Origin of the sequence: Rhizobium sp. WYCCWR10014 (assembly GCF_001657485.1) — a bacterium.
Taxonomy (GTDB): domain Bacteria; phylum Pseudomonadota; class Alphaproteobacteria; order Rhizobiales; family Rhizobiaceae; genus Rhizobium.
On the sequence record NZ_LXFU01000035.1, the window covers coordinates 1 to 16795 of the forward strand.

The following is a 16795-nucleotide window of genomic DNA, read 5'->3' on the forward strand; positions in this document are numbered from 1 at the left end:
AACCTGAAGGGTCCGAAGGACGGTTCAAATCCTGCCCCCGCAACCAATCTTCCCAAATAGACAATATGCAAAAGCCCGCCTTGTGCGGGCTTTTTGCGTTTCCAGACCTGGGTCGAGCAGTTAACACCTCAGCAGCGGGCCGCAACAAGGCCAGGCGATGATGAATAGCCGATCTGCCTACATGCCCGTTCGAGTGTCTGAACCAAGTCCGCGCCCCGGCAGGTGATGCGAGCATAACCCTCGGATCAACCCATTTATCGGTTCTTAAGCAAAGAATGACAGCTTAGCTCCAATCGGTGGCGAGGGTGCATTCGTGGTAAATGGTTTGATGTCGCGGGTTCGCATTCAGACGAAGGTGCTCGTACTTTTGGCGCCATTCGTCATTAGCCTATGCGCAGTGGGACTGACGGGGTACTACGCGTCCAGCCTTCTCGAGGGACGGATGGAGATCTCCAACCATGTTTTGCAGTCCCTGAACGGGTTCAAACATGTTTCTTCCAGCATGACCGGCTTTCTGAGGAAGCCGTCGCAGGAAGCCCGTGATACCGCGCTTGGGGACGCCCGAGAGCAACTGGCAAACCTGAAGCAGACGATCGAGAGGCTAAGGCCGACGACCGATGTGGGGCTTCTTGACCGGGCGCTTGATCAGTCGCAAATCATCCCGCAAAAGATCGAAGCGATCTGGCAAATCGAAACGGGACAGCAGAAAATTCTCAGCGATGTGGACGCTGCTTCCGCGGCACTTCTTGACCTGCAAGGGCAGGTTGGCAAGCGCTCGTTCATGCTGATGGCCAGTGCGAAAAAGATGGAAAATGCCAACAAGAGCGGCCTGAGCAATTCCGTCTCCATCAGCACCGCCGCCAGTGTCGCGACAAAACTTCGCAATGATTATACGAACGCGACGACGCCGGCTGATAAAGTTAGCCTGCTAGCCAAATATGCGCCCGAATTGCCAAAGGCAAAGGAGCAGCTTTCGTCTGCTGTCGCGACCGACAAACAAGCCCTTGCCGCGCAGTATGCCGCTGCAGTGGATGCCATCGCCAACGCTTCGAAGGTGTCGCCTGACACTTTGGATGTCCCAGCAACGGATACCGCCGTCGCCAATCTTGCTGCAAGTGGCGACAGTCTCAAGACGATTGGCGACGATCTGATGCGGACCTCCGTGCTTGCGCTTGCCGCGTCGGACAAGGATATCTCGCAGGCGACGAATGTCGGCAACGCACTGCGCGCCATCGTTAACAGCAATAATGAGATCCGCGTCGGCTTTGCTGAACTCGCCGGCAATCCAGACGAAGCGCGAGTGAAGAAAGTCCAGCAGTCGATCTACATGTATCAGACCGAACTCGGCCGTCTCGCCGGCGTGGTGAACGACGATCCGGTCTTTGGCGAAATTCCGAAGAAGGCTCAACCCGTTCTCGATCTGCTCGCGGCGAACGCGGCAGCGCTCTCCGAAGGTGCGGCGCGCAAGCTGGCTGAGTTCGACAGCGCTGCGGGGCAGATCGACAACACCTGGAACCTGCTTGCTCAATTCGCCGAGACGCAGAGGCAAAATGCCGGGCAGGATCGTCAAGAGGCCAATAGGATATCAGGCGGCGCGATTGTCATCGGCATCCTGATTGCTATGACCGCGGGTGCCGCGCTGGTCGTCACCCTGAAGGGACCGATCACCCAGATTACCGCAGCGATGCGCAAGATTGCAGAGGGAAGGCTCGATACCACAATCACCGGCGAGGCACGGGGCGACGAAATCGGGGAAATGGCCCGTGCGCTTTCCGTCTTCAAACAAAATGCCCTGTCGAACGTCGAAATGGAACACCAGGCCGAGATCGCGCGTAGCGATGCGGAATCTGAGCGCGCCCGCAACGAACTCGAGCGACGTAGCGCCAAGGCCCAGGTCGACGCCGCAATCGAGGCGCTTGCAGAGGGTCTCACGCGGCTGTCGCGCGGGGAGTTGAATTTTTCGATCGATACGCCCTTTGCCTCCGAACTCGACCGGATCCGCACAGATTTCAACATGTCGATCGCGGGTCTCAGGGAAACGCTCTGCGATATCCGCGAGACGTCTTCCCTCATCAGCGACAATGGCCGCCAGATGGCGGCAGCCGTAGATGACCTGGCCAGCCGAACGGAAAAGCAGGCGGCCGCACTTGAGGAAACCGCAGCGGCAGTGGAGGAGATTTCTTCCGCCGTCAACACCTCTTCAGGACGGGCAGCAGCAGCGCTTGCGCTTGTTCAACGCGCCAAACAGGGCGCCGACGCCTCGGCTTCAGTGGTCCAAAACGCGGTTTCGGCCATGGGACGGATTGAGGACGCGTCCGGCAAGATTGTTCAGATTGTCAGCGCCATCGACTCTATCGCCTTCCAGACTAATCTCTTGGCCCTAAACGCGGGAGTCGAAGCGGCGAGAGCGGGTGAGGCCGGCAAGGGCTTCGCTGTCGTGGCACAGGAGGTGCGGGAGCTGGCGCAGCGATCGGCGCGCGCAGCCAAGGAAATCGGCGAGCTCATCAACAATTCCGTCCGCGAGGTTGCGTCCGGCTCGGAATTCGTCGGCCGCACCGGTAATGCGCTGATGGAGATTTCCAGAGAGATCGTCCACATCGTCGGTCATATCGAGCTCATCGCCTCGTCAAGCCGCGACCAAGCGACGACACTCCATTCGATCAACGCATCGGTAAACGATATTGATCGTATGACGCAGCAAAATGCGGCGATGGTGGAAGAGACGAATGCTGCCACCCGACAGCTATCGTCCGAGGCGCTTGCGCTTACCGACATGATTGCCCGCTTTCGGCTTGAAGGCCGCGAGAGCCCGGCTTCAAGAGGGTACGAGGCTGCGGCATGACGGCAGCATGTATTCGCAGAGCCTGTTAACTTGCTGTGAGATGCATGGTTTCCGCGCAGAAAGCTGATGCGTGATACGCTTCTCTAGATCAGTTTTCAGGCGCACGATAGTTGCTAAAATAGCAAAATTCTAATATACGTGGAGCCGGCGTTTTAATATTTTCGCAGCGGCAAGCAACGTCCCTCCAATTGGTGGGCGTTTATTATCCTATTCAGCAGGGCGTTCGATTTCATGAAGTAAATTAGAGATTTATAGGGGGAGAAATAATGCGAAAATGGGCATCTTCTCTACTGACGGCTCCGCATGGAGGGCGTCGTCTTCCGTTTGCTATCTCGGGATTGCCGGTGTTATGCGCAGTGGCGCTCTTTGCTGGCGTGGCGTCCGCTCAGGCGCCGACTGACGAGCAGCGCAATGCGATCAGGGCGGAATGCCGATCCGATTTCATAGCGCAATGTTCAGGGGTGACGCCGGGCGGTATCGAGGCGCTCACTTGTCTGCAGCAGCATAGCGCCACGCTTTCGGCCGGTTGCCGGAAAGCGGTGTCGGCGATTTCCAAACCCAAGTCGACATCCGCGGAACCGGCTCCGGCTGCGCCCGTAACCACTGGGGCGATCAGCCCGGCGCCTGCGACCGCTACGCCAGCGCACCAGCCGACCCAGGCGCAGCGCAGCGCCGTCAAATCGGCCTGCCAACGCGATTTCATGGCGCAATGCTCGGGTGTCACACCGGGCGGCACCGAGGCACTCAGCTGCCTGCAGCAGCACAATGCCTCTCTATCGGCGCCGTGTCAGCAAGCCGTTGCGGCCTTGGGAGGATCAACCGGAGGAGGATCAGCCGGATCAACCCCAGCCAGCGGCGGTGCCGCGGCGACGGTTGCGACTACGCCTGCTCCTCGGGCCGTGATGCCGGCCTTCTCGCCACGCGAGGAACTAATGATCCTGCGCGAAACCTGCGGATCGGATTTTCAGGCCCTATGCCGCATGGTGCCTTTGGGCGGAGGGCGGGGTATGGCTTGCCTGCGGGACAATCTGCAACGCGTATCGCCTGCCTGTCATAGGGTGCTGACCTCGGGACTATAGGGTCTGTTCTATTTCCCGCTGTGAAGAGCCACCCTCACGGCAACCTGCTCCCGCGCGAAACCGCAAGTGATCGCGCGACAGGCCGTTCCACAGCCTTACTGAACCTTCGGCATCTCCGTTTCCGCGAGGCCTGCTGTCTTTGTGCGCCCCTTCCAATATTCCTCGAGGCGCTGCAACAGGACGTAGAAGGACGGTACGAAGAGCACGGCGAGGCAGGTCGAGGCGATCATGCCACTGAAGACCGATATGCCGATCGACTTTCGGGCCGAAGCGCCGGCGCCGGTCGCCAGCACCAGCGGCAGGACGCCGAGGATAAAGGCAAAGGACGTCATCAGAATTGGCCGGAAACGCAAGCGGGCGGCCTCGACGGCCGCGTCAAGGATTTCCATGCCTTCCGCCCGCTTTTCCCGCGCATATTCGACGATCAGGATGGCATTCTTCGATGCAAGCGCGATCAGCAGAATAAGGCCGATCTGCGTATAGAGATTGTTGGCAACGCCGGCTGCCGTGAGTGCTGCCACCGTGCCGAGGAGGGCGAGCGGCACGGCGAGAAGGACTGCCAGCGGCAAGATCCAGCTTTCATACTGGCCCGCGAGCACGAAATAGACGAGGAGCATGGCAAGCGCAAAGATGAAATAGATCTGCCCGCCCACGGCCTTCTCCTGATAGGATAGCGCCGTCCACTCGAAGCCTGTGCCCGGCGGCAGGGTCTGATTGGCAATCTGCTCCATGACGTCGAGCGACTGGCCGGAACTGAAGCCGGCGGCAGGCCCACCAACGATGGTTGCGGACGGGTAGAGATTGTAGAGGCTGATCAGAGACGGGCCTTGCGTCGTCGAGACATCGACGACCGTGCCGAGCGGCACCATCGTCCCATCGCCGGCCTTGACCTTCAGATCGCGGATATCTTGGGCGCTGACACGGAAATCGGAAGCGGCTTGCGCATAGACCTGGAAGGTGCGGCCAAATTTGTTGAACTGGGTGACATAGCTCGATCCGACATAGCCGGAGAGAGCGGAGAAGACCTGGCCAACCGTAATTCCCAGTGTTTCCGCCTTGATGCGATCGACGGAAACGGCAAGTTGCGGCACGTTCGAGCGAAAAGGCGTGCTCAGCCTTTGCAGCGACGATTGGGCACTGCCGTTCTTGACGATCGTATCGGCAAGCGATTGCAGCAGCGGATAGTCGGAAATGCCATTCCTGATCTCGACCTGCATGGTAAAGCCGCTGGCATTGCCGACGCCCTGGATCGGAGGCGGCACGACCACCAGCGTCTTGGCGGCGAGCACGCTTTGCAGCGCGCCGTTCAAATGCTGGTAGATCGACAGCAGATCCTGCCCCTTTTCCTTGCCGCGCTCGTCCCAATCTTTCAGCACGACATAGGCGACGCCGGCATTCTGCAGGCTGGCATTGTTGTCGAGAACGGAAATGCCGCTGATGGTCAGCACCTGATCGACGCCGGGTGTGGCTTCGGCGATCTTGCCGACCTCTTCCATCACCGTGTCGGTGCGTTCCTTCGATGCGCCGTCGGGCAGCTGCGCACTGATCAGCACATAGCCTTGATCCTCGATGGGCAGAAACGCAGTCGGCAGGCGGGCGAGCCCCCAGACGGCAACACCGATCAGCGCAAGTGCTGCTATGACCATGATGCCGCTGTGGCGGGTCATCGATCCGATCAGCCCGGCATAGCTGCGTTCACCCCTGTCATAGACCCTGTTGAAGCCGCGATAGAAGATGTTGCGTTTCTCGGGCGGGACTGGTGGCCGCAGCCAAAGGGCGCATTGCGTCGGTTTCAGCGTGACGGCATTGATGGCGCTGATCAGCGCCGTGGCGGCTATGACGAGGGCGAATTGCCGATAGAGCTGTCCGGTCAGGCCGGGCAGGAAGGCGGCCGGAATGAAAACTGCCATCAGCACCAGCGTGATGCCGATGACCGGGCCGAGCAGTTCCTCCATCGCCTTTTCGGCCGCCTTTCGGCCGGACATGCCCGCCTCGATGTGGCGGGCGACGCCTTCGACGATGACGATGGCGTCATCGACGACGATGCCGATGGCGAGAACGATGGCAAACAGCGTCGACAGGTTGACGGTGAAGCCCAATGCCGCCATAGCCGCGAACGCGCCTATGATGGTGACCGGAACTGTGGTCGCCGGCACGAGCATCGCCCGCCAATCCTGCAGGAAGACAAGAATGACGATGAGAACGAGAATGCCGGCCTCGATCAAGGTGACGTAAACCTCGTCGATGGAGGCCTCGACGAATTTCGTCGTGTCGAACGGCACGTGATATTCGAGGCCCTGCGGGAAGCTCTTCGACAGCTCTTCCATTTTCGCGCTTACTGCCTGCGCCACCGCAATGGCATTCGCCTCCGGCAGCTGAAAAATGCCGATGCCGGCCGCCGGTCGACCGTTCTGCATGAAGGACTGGCTGTAGGTCTGGGCGCCGAGTTCGACGCGGCCGATATCGCGGATGCGGGTAACGCGGCCGCCCTGTCCGCTTTCGACCTTGACGACGATGTTTTCGTAGTCGGCCGCTTCGTTCAGCCGGCCATTGACGTTCAGCGTATATTGGAAGACCTGCCCCTTCGGGACCGGCGGAATGCCGATCTGGCCGGCGGCAACCTCCTGACTCTGCTGCTGCACGACGCTGACGACATCCTGTGGCGTCAGGCCGCGCGCCTGCAGCAGGTTCGGATCCATCCAGATGCGCATGGCGTATTGGCCGGCACCGAACACGGTGACGTTGCCGACACCCGGCAGGCGGGCAAGTTCATTCTGCAGATTGATGACGGCGTAGTTCGATAGGAACAGGCTGTCATAGCGGCTATCGGGCGAGGTCAGGCTGACGAAGCCGAGGATCGCCGTCGATTTCTTTTGCGTCGTCACGCCCTGAAGCTGCACCGCTTCGGGAAGCGATGACATCGCTATGGCAACGCGGTTTTGCACCAGAACCTGGGCCTGGTCCGGATCCGTTCCGATGGCAAAGGTCACGGTCAGCGAATAAGTGCCGTCGCTGGCGCTCGTCGACTGCATGTAGAGCATGTCCTGCACGCCGTTGACCTGTTGCTCGATCGGCAGCGCGACAGTATCGACGAGGGTCTGGGCGCTGGCGCCCGGGAAGCGCGTCGTCACCTGCACCGTCGGCGGAACGACATTCGGATATTGCGCCACAGGCAGCTGGAACAAGGCCACCGCGCCGATGAGCACGAAAACCAACGCCAGAACATTGGCGAGTATCGGTCGCTCGATGAAGAAACGCGAGATCATGCTGTTGTCCTTAGACGTTCCAGATGAACCATGATGGCGAATTCATTGCGTGGTGGTCTTGGCCTTGGCATCGCCGCCGGCAGCTGCCGGCGGGTTCATTTCGATCTTCTCGGGCGTGACCTTGCTACCGGGGATGGCCTGCTGGATACCTTGCGTCACGACCCAGTCGGCCGGATCGAGGCCGGAGTCGATGACACGGAGCGCACCTTCGCGCTGGCCGGTCTTGACCTGCTTCTGCTCGACGACGTCGTCCTTGCCAAGAACAAGCAGGTAGCTGCCCAGCTGGTTTGTCCCGATGGCGTCGTCGCGCACCAGCAGAGCCTTGTCGTTATGGCCGACCGGCACCCGGACCCGCACGAAGAGACCAGGCAGCATGGCGTGGTCCTTGTTGTCGAAGAGGGCGCGCACCTGAAGCGTGCCCGTGGAGGCATCGAGCTGCGGCGAGACGTAATCGAGATGTCCCTTGTGTGGGTAGCCTTCCTCGGTCTGCAAGCCGAGCTCCGCGGGAATGCTTGGAAGGTCCGTCTGCTTGAGGGTGCGCCCCTGCTTTGCCAGCGTTTCCTTGATCATCAGCACCTGGGTTTCGCTGACGTTGAAATAGGCATACAGCGGATCGGTCTGAACGATGCTGGCGAGTTTGGTGGGACCGGATACGCCGACAAGCGCACCGATATCGACGAGGTGATCGGTGACGGTACCGTCGAAGGGGGCAAGCACCTCGGTATATCCGAGGTTGATCGTCGCCAGATCGAGATTGGCCTGAGCGTTGAGGATGGATGCATTCGCTTCGTCGAGCGTTGCCTTGGCGCTGTCGACTGCGGTCTGCGTGGTGACCTGTTGCTTCGACAGATTGAGCTGGCGGTCATACTCCTGCTTTGCGCCGACTTGGGACGCCTGCTGCGAGGCGAGTGACGCCTTCGCCTGATCCAGTTGCGCCTGATAGGTGTCGCGCTCGATGCCGAAGAGCTTGGCGCCCTTCATCACCGTCATGCCGTCCTGGTAGTCGATCGATTGGATATAGCCCTGGACGCGCGCCTCGATATCGACAGCATTGAGCGGCGCGGTATTGCCGGTGAGTTCGAAGTAGATCGTCACCGGCTGTTGCACCGGTTGGGCGACGCGAACCGGAGGTGGAGGAGGAGCAACGTAAGTATTGCCACTTTCCTCACAGCCAGCGAGAATTGCCATGCCGGCAAGCACCACGGAGAGGTGCAGACCCTGATACAATCTCACACGCATTGCCGCCGCCCCGATGTTTACGAGCCCCAGTCTTCATGCGTGCCTCGGCGGAGACGACCCCTCTCCGAAAAGTTCCGGGCATGCGATATTATGTCGCGGCATTGCTAAAAATTGCAATAGCTGCTGGTGCACAATTAAACTGTGTCGAAGCTCATCCTCGACGGTCGCCCCGACATGGCTAGGGTTTCCCGAGGCGTTCGATGGCGGACTGCAAAGGTGCATCCGAAACACGGATCAGCCCGACATATGGGTTGGCCATGTCGGAAACCAGGAAGATCGCGCCAGCGACGGACAGGGCGCAGACGAGCAGAATTGACAGCACCGTTGGATTAGCCGGCGCCTGCAGCCCGAAGGTCGCAAAGAGCAGCGAAAGCCAACAGACGAGAACGGTGAGGAAGGCCCAAGGCAAACCCTCTTTGCCGGATTCGACCAGCAGCCAGTGGGTTTCGGCCAACATGGCGCTCACTTCCTGCGCACGCGCCTGGAGAGAGTGCTGCACGGCATCCCTCGGCGCCAGGGATCGAAGGTCGGCCTGAACCGCCTCGATGTCCTGATATTCCCCCGGCGCATTGCCGGATGTCTCGTCGGTGGTCTCGGCAGTCCAGCCGCGGCTCAGCCGTTTCTCGATGAGTTCACGCAGCAATTGACGCGCCTTGTCGGTTTCCGGCCCGTATTGCGCCATGACGCGGTCAAGCAGGAGTACCCGTGCCGCCGCCGTTCTCATTTCCACTTCGGCATTGTCATGGGACGTCTTGGCGGATGCGATCAGAAGGCCGAGAGCCAGAGCCGACAGCGTTCCCACCACTGCGGTCGCCAGCCTGATGACGTCCTTGGATTCTGCATTGAGATGGTGATCCGGCAAGCGGCCGCGCACCACCAATCCTATCGATGTTGCCATCGACAGAAAGACAAATACAAGCCCGCCAACCAACAGTGAGCCCAAGTCCGGTCTCCGTATCGCCACGTAAGTCCTGCAGCCACCTTGCAAGCTGTGCAATAGCTCCCGTCATCATAGCGGAAGACGGACCAAGCGCGGAGCTCTTTACTTTCCTGATCTTGTGCGGCCGCAATCGGGCGGGTTTCATTGCTGGAAAATCAGCAGCACGTAAGCCAGGAATAGCACCAGATGGACAGCGCCTTGCATGAGATGCGTGCGGCCGCTGGCAAAGGTGATGATGCTGACGGCAAGGGTGAGCAGGAGCATCACCAGATCCCCATGCTCCAGGCCGAGGGTTACCGGGTGTCCGTAAAGCTGACTGACAACAAGCATCGCCGGCACCGTCAGCCCGATCGTCGACAGCACCGAACCAAGGAAGATGTTGACGGAACGCTGAAGATTATTGGCGATGGACGCACGCACGGCGCTGATTGCCTCAGGCGTCGCGACAAGGATGGCCATGACAACACCGCCAAATGCGGTTGGAGCATGCAGGGTTTCGATAATGTAATCGATCGGCCGGGCAAGCTGTTCGACGAGAAAGACGACGGGCGCCATATAGGCGAAAAGCAGAATGGCATGAGGCCAGACCGGTCCATGGCGAGGGACGCGTTCGCTGATGGGCTCGTCACGGTTGCTGTCGTCAGTGAAATAGTCCCGATGGCGGCCAGCCTGAAGAAACAGAAACGTAGCGTAAAGGCCGACCGATATTATACCCAGTATCAGTTGTCTCGGTGCGGATGGATGCTGTCCGTCCGGGCCTGCAAGAAATGTCGGCATCACCAGGCTCAGGGTCGCCAGCGGTACGATGACCCCGAGATAGGCGTTGGCGCCCTGCAGGTTATGCTGCTGTTCCGGTCGCCGCCATGCGCCCAGCAGCAGGGACAGGCCGACCATGCCGTTCAGGATGATCATGACGACTGCGAACAGCGTGTCGCGCGCAAGCGTGGGATTGTTCTCGCCGTGAAGCATGACGGCTGATATTGCCATCACCTCGATCGAGGTGATGGCAAGCGTCAGGATGAGCGTGCCGTAGGGCTCCTTCAGCCGCTCGGCCAAATGATCCGCGTGCCGGACAACCGACAGAGCGGAGCCGAGGACGGCAGCGAACAGCCACGCGAAAACGACAGTGAACCAAAGCGGATCGGAAAGCTGCCCGAAGAGCTGCTCCTGGAAAACAAGAAACGCCAGGCTGGTCGCGACGCTGACGCCCAGGAACCATTCCTCGCGTATCAGGCTGGCTGCGCCGACAGCGCGCAATGCCGGACCGTCCGTCATCGAAACCACCCGCCTTCTGGCAAATGCCGCCGCAATGCGATCCTCAAGACCATTGTGTCCGCCCGCTGTCTTGTGCCCGTCACATGAGCGGGCGGAGACGAGGCTGCCTTAAGGCGAAGCGAAGCTCAAGCCAGATCGTGTGTCACGGACTAAAACTTGCAGGTCTCCGTAGTCTCATCACCCATTGCTCCCCGACAAGGGACTGCCGCCGAAACAGAGGGTAAGGTGAGGCCCGGTCAAAGATCGGCGCGGGCGGTTGCAGCGCGTTGCGGCTGCCGCTCACGCCGCGTCTTCCTTTATTCGCGGCCGGTCGCGGGGATTGCTGCGCCAGTGACGACGGCTGCGGCCGGCGAAATCAGGAAGGCGATGAGGCGGGCGATCGATTGCGGCGACACCCAGCCATCCGTCTTCGCATCGGGCATGGCCGCGCGATTCTCAGGCGTGTCGATCGTCCCAGGCAGGATGCAGTTGGCGGTGATGCGGTCGTCGCGGCATTCGGCAGCGATCGCCTCGGTCAGGCGGATGACGGCGGCTTTCGAGGCGGCGTAAGCGGCCTGCTTGGCGCCGGCCTTAAGGCCGGGCGCGGCGGCGATATGAACGATGCGGCCGTAGCCCGCGGCCTTCATGGTCGGGAGAACCGCGGCGCTGATCGTCAGCGCGGTGCGGGCATTTGCGGTCATCATCGTCTCCCACTGCGCGGGGGCCTCCGGCCCGACCGGTCCCATCTGGAAACCACCGACGGTGTTGACCAATGCGCTAACACCGCCGAAGCGCTTGACGGCCCGGGCGACAGCGGCGGCGCAGGAAGCATAATCAGTGAGATCCGTTCCCGCGATCGACAGAAATTCCGTGGAGCCAGGAAGATCGCCGGTCAAGGCTTCCAGCTCACTGCTCGAACGGTTCATGCAGACGAGTTTCGCGCCGGCGTTGGCAAGCTCGCGGACAACGGCGCTGCCGAGGTTGCCGCCGGCTCCCGTGACGATCACGGCTTTCTGGTCTTTCATGGCAATCGATCTCCTGACGGTGCCCGCGCTGGACGGTGCCGCGCATTGTTGATCCAGGCTGTGCGGCAGCGCAAGCCCGCCGCCCAAGACAAGGTCAGATGTTTGCCAAACGGCCCGCGGAGCTATCCGCGGGCCGCTCGTCTTTGATCGTCTGTCGGACCTGATTTCAGTGATATTTCGCCCGTTCGCGGCCGAGGATGACAGGCGCGTCGAGACTCGAGATCGGTCGAGTGACATCGGCCGGGATGTCGCCGGTGAGCTGCAGGTCGAGATAGCGGGCGCAGCAAACCCGCAGGAAGGAGGTGAAGTTGCCGAGATCGTGGCCGGCATCGATCGATTCATGATGAAGCCGGGTGATCAGTTGGACGACATTCATGCCGTCGCGCCGGGCGATCTCCTCCAGCTTCGACCAGAAGAAGTTCTCCAGTCTGACGCTGGTGACCATACCGTCGATGCGCAGCGACCGGGTGGCACTTTCCCAGAGCCGCGCATCCGCCTTGATGAACAGTTCACACATGTCATCCTCCCCGTGCCGCCGTTCTCAGGCGGCGTTGGTTTCGAGCAGTGCTGCGGCATCGAGCACGGCCATGAACTGGCGCAGCCACGACGGATGCGCCGGCCAGGCGGGCGCCGTGACCAGATTGCCGTCCGAGACTGCATCGCTGATTGATATGTCGGCATAAATGCCGCCGGCAAGTTCGACTTCCGGCCGGCAGGCGGGATAGGCCGAGCAGGTGCGGCCCTTCAAAACGCCGGCGGCGGCAAGCAGCTGGGCGCCGTGGCAGATAGCGGCGACCGGTTTTCCGGCGTCGAAGAAGTGCCGCACGGATTTGATGACGTCGGCATTGAGGCGGAGATATTCCGGCGCGCGGCCACCGGGGATGACGAGGGCATCGTAATCTTCGGCCCGCACGCTGTCGAAGGTGGCATTCAGCGCGAAATTATGGCCGCGTTTTTCGGAATAGGTCTGGTCGCCCTCGAAATCGTGGATGGCGGTCGCGACGGTGTCGCCGGCCTTCTTGCCGGGGCAGACGGCGTCGACCGTGTAGCCGCAGGCGAGCAGCGTCTGGAACGGCACCATCGTTTCGTAATCTTCGGTGAAATCACCTGTTATCATCAGGATCTTTGAAGCTGGCATCGTTTCCTCCCTTTGAAACCAACAGGCGGAGAGTAGCAAACAGCGACGGAGTGCAGGTACTATGGGAATACTACAGGCGAAATTCGTACCCGATAAGGCGACGGCATCAAACCGCCCTGACCTTCACCTCAGGCACCGCGCAAGCCTCGCCGCCGCCGAAGAGGCGGGAGCGGGTCAGGAAGCGCTTCTCCCGGCCGTTGTCGAGCGAGAACATGCCGCCGCGGCCCGGTACGACGTCGATGATCAGCTGCGTATGCTTCCACGCCTCGAACTGGCTGGCGCTGATATAGACCGGTACGCCGCCGATCTCGCCGAGCTTGACGTCGCCGTCGCCGATCATGAATTCGTTAGCCGGGTAACACATGGGCGAGGAGCCGTCGCAGCAGCCGCCGGACTGATGGAAGAGGATCTCGGGATGATCCCGCTTGATTTCTGCGATCAAATCGAGGGCTGCATCGGTCGCGAGAACACGCGCTTCGCCGTTGACGGTGGTTTCCATTGTCTTCCTCCTCAGGCGGATAACCCCGAAAATCGGATCGATTTTCCGAAATGTTATACGCAAATTCAAAGCGTTAGAGCGTCCCACGGGATGCGTGGCGCTCTAAAGACAAGGCCTTCTCCCCGTGTCGGAGAGAAGGCTTTTCATCATTACATCATCGGCTGCTCTCAGAAGAAGCCGAGTGCTTTCGGGCTGTAGCTCACCAGCATGTTCTTGGTCTGCTGGTAGTGGTCGAGCATCATCTTGTGGGTTTCACGACCGATGCCCGACTGCTTGTAGCCGCCGAAGGCGGCATGGGCCGGGTAGGCGTGGTAGCAGTTGGTCCAGACGCGGCCGGCCTGGATCTCGCGGCCGAAACGGTAGCAGCGATTGGCGTCGCGGCTCCAGACACCGGCGCCGAGGCCGTAGAGCGTGTCGTTGGCGATTTCGAGCGCCTCCTTCTCGTTCTTGAAGGTCGTGACCGAAACCACCGGTCCGAAGATCTCCTCCTGGAACACACGCATCTTGTTGTGACCCTTGAAGATCGTCGGCTTGACATAATAGCCGTTCGCCAACTCGCCGCCGAGATCGTTGCGCGAGCCGCCGGTCAGCACCTCGGCGCCTTCCTGCTTGCCGATGTCGAGATAGGCGAGGATCTTTTCCAGCTGCTCCGTCGAAGCCTGGGCGCCGATCATCGTCGCGGTGTCGAGCGGGTTGCCCTGCTTGATCGCCTCGACGCGCTTGACGGCCTTTTCCATGAAACGGTCGTAGATCGATTCCTGGACGAGGGCGCGGCTCGGGCAGGTGCAGACTTCGCCCTGGTTGAGGGCAAACATCGCGAAGCCTTCGAGCGCCTTGTCGAGGAAGTCGTCATCTTCCGCCATCACATCGGCGAAGAAGATGTTCGGCGACTTGCCGCCGAGTTCCAGAGTCACCGGAATGAGGTTCTGGCTGGCATATTGCATGATCAGCCGACCGGTCGTCGTCTCGCCGGTAAAGGCGATCTTGGCGACGCGCGGGCTGGTCGCCAGCGGCTTGCCGGCTTCGAGGCCGAAGCCGTTGACGATGTTGAGCACGCCGGGCGGCAGGAGATCGCCGACGATCTCGGCCCAGAGCAGGATTGAGGCCGGGGTCTGCTCGGCGGGCTTCAGTACGACGCAGTTGCCGGCGGCAAGTGCAGGTGCCAGCTTCCAGGTGGCCATCAGGATCGGGAAGTTCCACGGGATGATCTGGCCGACGACGCCGAGCGGCTCATGAAAGTGATAGGCGACGGTATCGTGGTCGATCTCGCCGATCGAACCTTCCTGGGCGCGAATGCAGGAGGCGAAATAGCGGAAGTGGTCGATCGCCAGCGGAATGTCGGCCGCCATGGTTTCGCGGATCGGCTTGCCGTTGTCCCAGGTCTCGGCCTGGGCGAGCAATTCCAGCTTGTCTTCCATGCGCTGGGCGATCTTCATGAGGATATTGGAGCGTTCTGCAACCGAGGTGCGACCCCATTTTTCCTTTGCCGCATGAGCGGCGTCGAGTGCGAGGTTGACGTCCTTTTCATTGGAGCGGGGAATGTCGCAGAGTTTGCCGCCGGTGACGGGCGTGAGGTTTTCGAAGTATTTGCCTTCGACCGGCTCGCGCCACTCGCCGCCGATATAGTTGCCGTATTTCAGCTTGAACGGCGACTCGACGATTTTCTGATGAAGCATGTCATCCTCCCTTGATGATCCAGGTTCCCAAACGAACCAGTGGGAGGAAAATGAGCATGTTTTGGCGGAGGGACTAGGGTTGGTCTTCCATACCGCAGTGCACAGTGTCGCAGACCTGCGACAGCATCGGGCCACGATTGCTCCAGGAGCGGGACCTTTACTCCGATCAGTGGAGATCGAGCTTTTTCATCTTCCTGTGCAGCGTGGCGCGGCTGATGCCGAGCGCGATCGCCGCCTGCGAAACATTGCCGCTGGCGCGCGACAGCGCCCGCAAGAGTGCCGCCTTCTCCGCCTCGACGATCTCGTCCTGCTGGGAGACGCCAGCCTCGTGCAGGGCATCGGCCGCCGGAATGCCGGCGGCGATGCGCTTGTCGTCCAGATGCAACGCGATGCGGGCGGCGCGCGTCGCGCCGAGCACCAGATCGTGCCTGTCGACGGCCAGCAGGGCGGCGGCGGAATTGGCGCCGGCCGGGACCATCACGAAACGGGCGCCGGCAAAGGCCGAGCGGAAAAGGTTGAGCTCGATGCGCATCGCCGCATCGCGCACGGTCTGCGTCAGGATCGCCAGCGTCATCTCGTTGACGTCTTCACGGCATGTGGAAATGTCGAGGGCTGCGGCTACCCGGCCACGATGATCGCGGATCGGCGCCGTCGTGCAGCTGAGGCTGCTATTCGAGCTGAAAAAATGCTGATCGCGGAAGATGGCGACGGCGCGCTCGTCGGCAAGTGCGGTGCCGATGCCGTTGGTACCGATGCTGGCCTCTGTCCAGACCGAGCCGGTCCAGAGGCCGAGTTCGCGGAATTCCTTGTCGTCGCCTGCAGCGCCCCGGCGCTCCAGCGCGATGCCGATCTTGTCGGTCAGAAGCAGGCAGCAGCCGGCCCTGCCAACGGTGGTAAAGAGACGATCGAGCTCTTCCGTCGCGCTGGCGATCAGCTGTTCGGACTGCTCGCGCGCGCGGCGGAATTCCTGGTCGGTCAGGCGCAGTGGAGCCCGCTGGTCCTCGGGGGCGAGCTGGTGCATGGTCATGCACCGCCGCCATGAGGCGACAACAGGGGAGCTGGCTGCCGCAGAATCGTGCTGGGCAGACGTGTAGACGTGCTCGGCGTGTGCTGAGTGTTCGTGCATCGGCTCCTCCCACCGAATTTCAGCACACTCTGATGGAAAAGTGGCTGGTTTGCAATCGGTCGGCGCTGGCGGTCGTCACCGTGCGGCGCTTCCTGACGAAAGTGGCGGAAATCACATTTCGGTGTTTGGGCGGCCAAGGCGTAACAAAAGACCCTCGCTTTCGTAGTTCTTTGCAGAAGCAAGGTTTGCCAGACGAGGAGATCCGACCATGCTGAACAGACGATTGTTGCTGATGGGCGCTGCTTTTGGGGCGCTTGTGGTTCGCTTAGGCCCGGCCGGTAAAGCGATCGCCGGCGAGACGTTTGCGGTGACCCACACCGAGGAGGAATGGCGCAAGCTGCTGACGCCGGATCAATATGTCATCCTGCGCCGGGCGGGAACGGAACATCCCTTCACCAGTGCCTTGCCGCATGAAGAGCGAAAGGGCAATTTCGCCTGCGCCGGCTGCGAACAGGACCTCTTTTCCTGGACCACCAAATTCGACAGCGGCACCGGCTGGCCGAGCTTCTGGGCGCCGCTTGAAAATGCCGTCGGCACGACCGGCGACACGACCTTCAGCATGGTGCGCACCGCTGTGCACTGTAGCCGTTGCGGCGGTCATCTCGGCCATGTCTTCGATGACGGGCCGAAGCCAACCGGGCTTCGCTACTGCATGAATGGTCTCGCCATGACATTCCATCCGGCCTCGGCCTGATCGAGGGATGACGTTTG

General features: G+C 61.0%; 13 protein-coding genes. 3 read left to right on the forward strand and 10 right to left on the reverse strand.

Annotation, left to right across the window (positions count from 1 at the left end):
* The first annotated feature begins 313 nt into the window (after nucleotides 1-313).
* Nucleotides 314-2842 carry a methyl-accepting chemotaxis protein gene (locus A6U98_RS14355; protein ID WP_064650796.1) on the forward strand — a complete coding sequence of 843 codons (2529 nt, stop codon included), beginning with the start codon at nucleotides 314-316 and terminating at the stop codon, nucleotides 2840-2842.
* Nucleotides 2843-3108: 266 nt separating this feature from the next.
* Nucleotides 3109-3921 carry a hypothetical protein gene (locus A6U98_RS37665; protein WP_082933913.1) on the forward strand — a complete coding sequence of 271 codons (813 nt, stop codon included), beginning with the start codon at nucleotides 3109-3111 and terminating at the stop codon, nucleotides 3919-3921.
* 95 nt (nucleotides 3922-4016) lie between these two features.
* Here A6U98_RS37665 and A6U98_RS14365 read toward each other — a convergent pair whose 3' ends face one another.
* From A6U98_RS14365 to A6U98_RS14410, 10 genes are all read right to left on the reverse strand, one after another.
* Entirely contained in the window at nucleotides 4017-7187 is a 3171-nt protein-coding gene (locus tag A6U98_RS14365; protein ID WP_064650800.1) for a multidrug efflux RND transporter permease subunit, read from the reverse strand.
* A gap of 42 nt (nucleotides 7188-7229) precedes the next feature.
* Nucleotides 7230-8426, reverse strand: a complete 1197-nt coding sequence (locus tag A6U98_RS14370) for an efflux RND transporter periplasmic adaptor subunit (protein WP_064650802.1) — start codon at nucleotides 8424-8426, stop codon at nucleotides 7230-7232.
* A 178-nt stretch (nucleotides 8427-8604) separates the two neighbouring features.
* Complete coding sequence (locus tag A6U98_RS14375; RefSeq protein ID WP_064650803.1) at nucleotides 8605-9369, reverse strand: DUF4239 domain-containing protein; 765 nt, start codon at nucleotides 9367-9369, stop codon at nucleotides 8605-8607.
* Between the two features lie 138 nt (nucleotides 9370-9507).
* Complete coding sequence (locus A6U98_RS14380; RefSeq protein ID WP_064651366.1) at nucleotides 9508-10641, reverse strand: calcium:proton antiporter; 1134 nt, start codon at nucleotides 10639-10641, stop codon at nucleotides 9508-9510.
* 296 nt (nucleotides 10642-10937) lie between these two features.
* Entirely contained in the window at nucleotides 10938-11645 is a 708-nt protein-coding gene (locus A6U98_RS14385; RefSeq protein WP_064650804.1) for an SDR family NAD(P)-dependent oxidoreductase, read from the reverse strand.
* Nucleotides 11646-11811: 166 nt separating this feature from the next.
* Nucleotides 11812-12162, reverse strand: coding sequence for a ribbon-helix-helix domain-containing protein (locus A6U98_RS14390; protein ID WP_064650805.1), 351 nt, complete (start codon nucleotides 12160-12162; stop codon nucleotides 11812-11814).
* A gap of 24 nt (nucleotides 12163-12186) precedes the next feature.
* Nucleotides 12187-12783 carry a DJ-1/PfpI family protein gene (locus tag A6U98_RS14395; protein WP_020051778.1) on the reverse strand — a complete coding sequence of 199 codons (597 nt, stop codon included), beginning with the start codon at nucleotides 12781-12783 and terminating at the stop codon, nucleotides 12187-12189.
* Nucleotides 12784-12889: 106 nt separating this feature from the next.
* Nucleotides 12890-13282 (reverse strand): DUF779 domain-containing protein, encoded by a 393-nt coding sequence (locus A6U98_RS14400; RefSeq protein ID WP_064650806.1) that lies wholly within the window; start codon nucleotides 13280-13282, stop codon nucleotides 12890-12892.
* 167 nt (nucleotides 13283-13449) lie between these two features.
* The gene (gene adh / locus A6U98_RS14405) at nucleotides 13450-14958 is read right to left on the reverse strand and encodes an aldehyde dehydrogenase (protein ID WP_064650807.1); all 1509 of its coding nucleotides are present in this window, start codon (nucleotides 14956-14958) and stop codon (nucleotides 13450-13452) included.
* Nucleotides 14959-15124: 166 nt separating this feature from the next.
* Nucleotides 15125-16084 (reverse strand): helix-turn-helix domain-containing protein, encoded by a 960-nt coding sequence (locus A6U98_RS14410; RefSeq protein WP_064650809.1) that lies wholly within the window; start codon nucleotides 16082-16084, stop codon nucleotides 15125-15127.
* Between the two features lie 208 nt (nucleotides 16085-16292).
* Here A6U98_RS14410 and msrB point away from each other — a divergent pair, with 208 nt between their 5' ends.
* Nucleotides 16293-16778 carry a peptide-methionine (R)-S-oxide reductase MsrB gene (gene msrB / locus A6U98_RS14415; RefSeq protein WP_064650811.1) on the forward strand — a complete coding sequence of 162 codons (486 nt, stop codon included), beginning with the start codon at nucleotides 16293-16295 and terminating at the stop codon, nucleotides 16776-16778.
* Nucleotides 16779-16795: the final 17 nt, after the last annotated feature.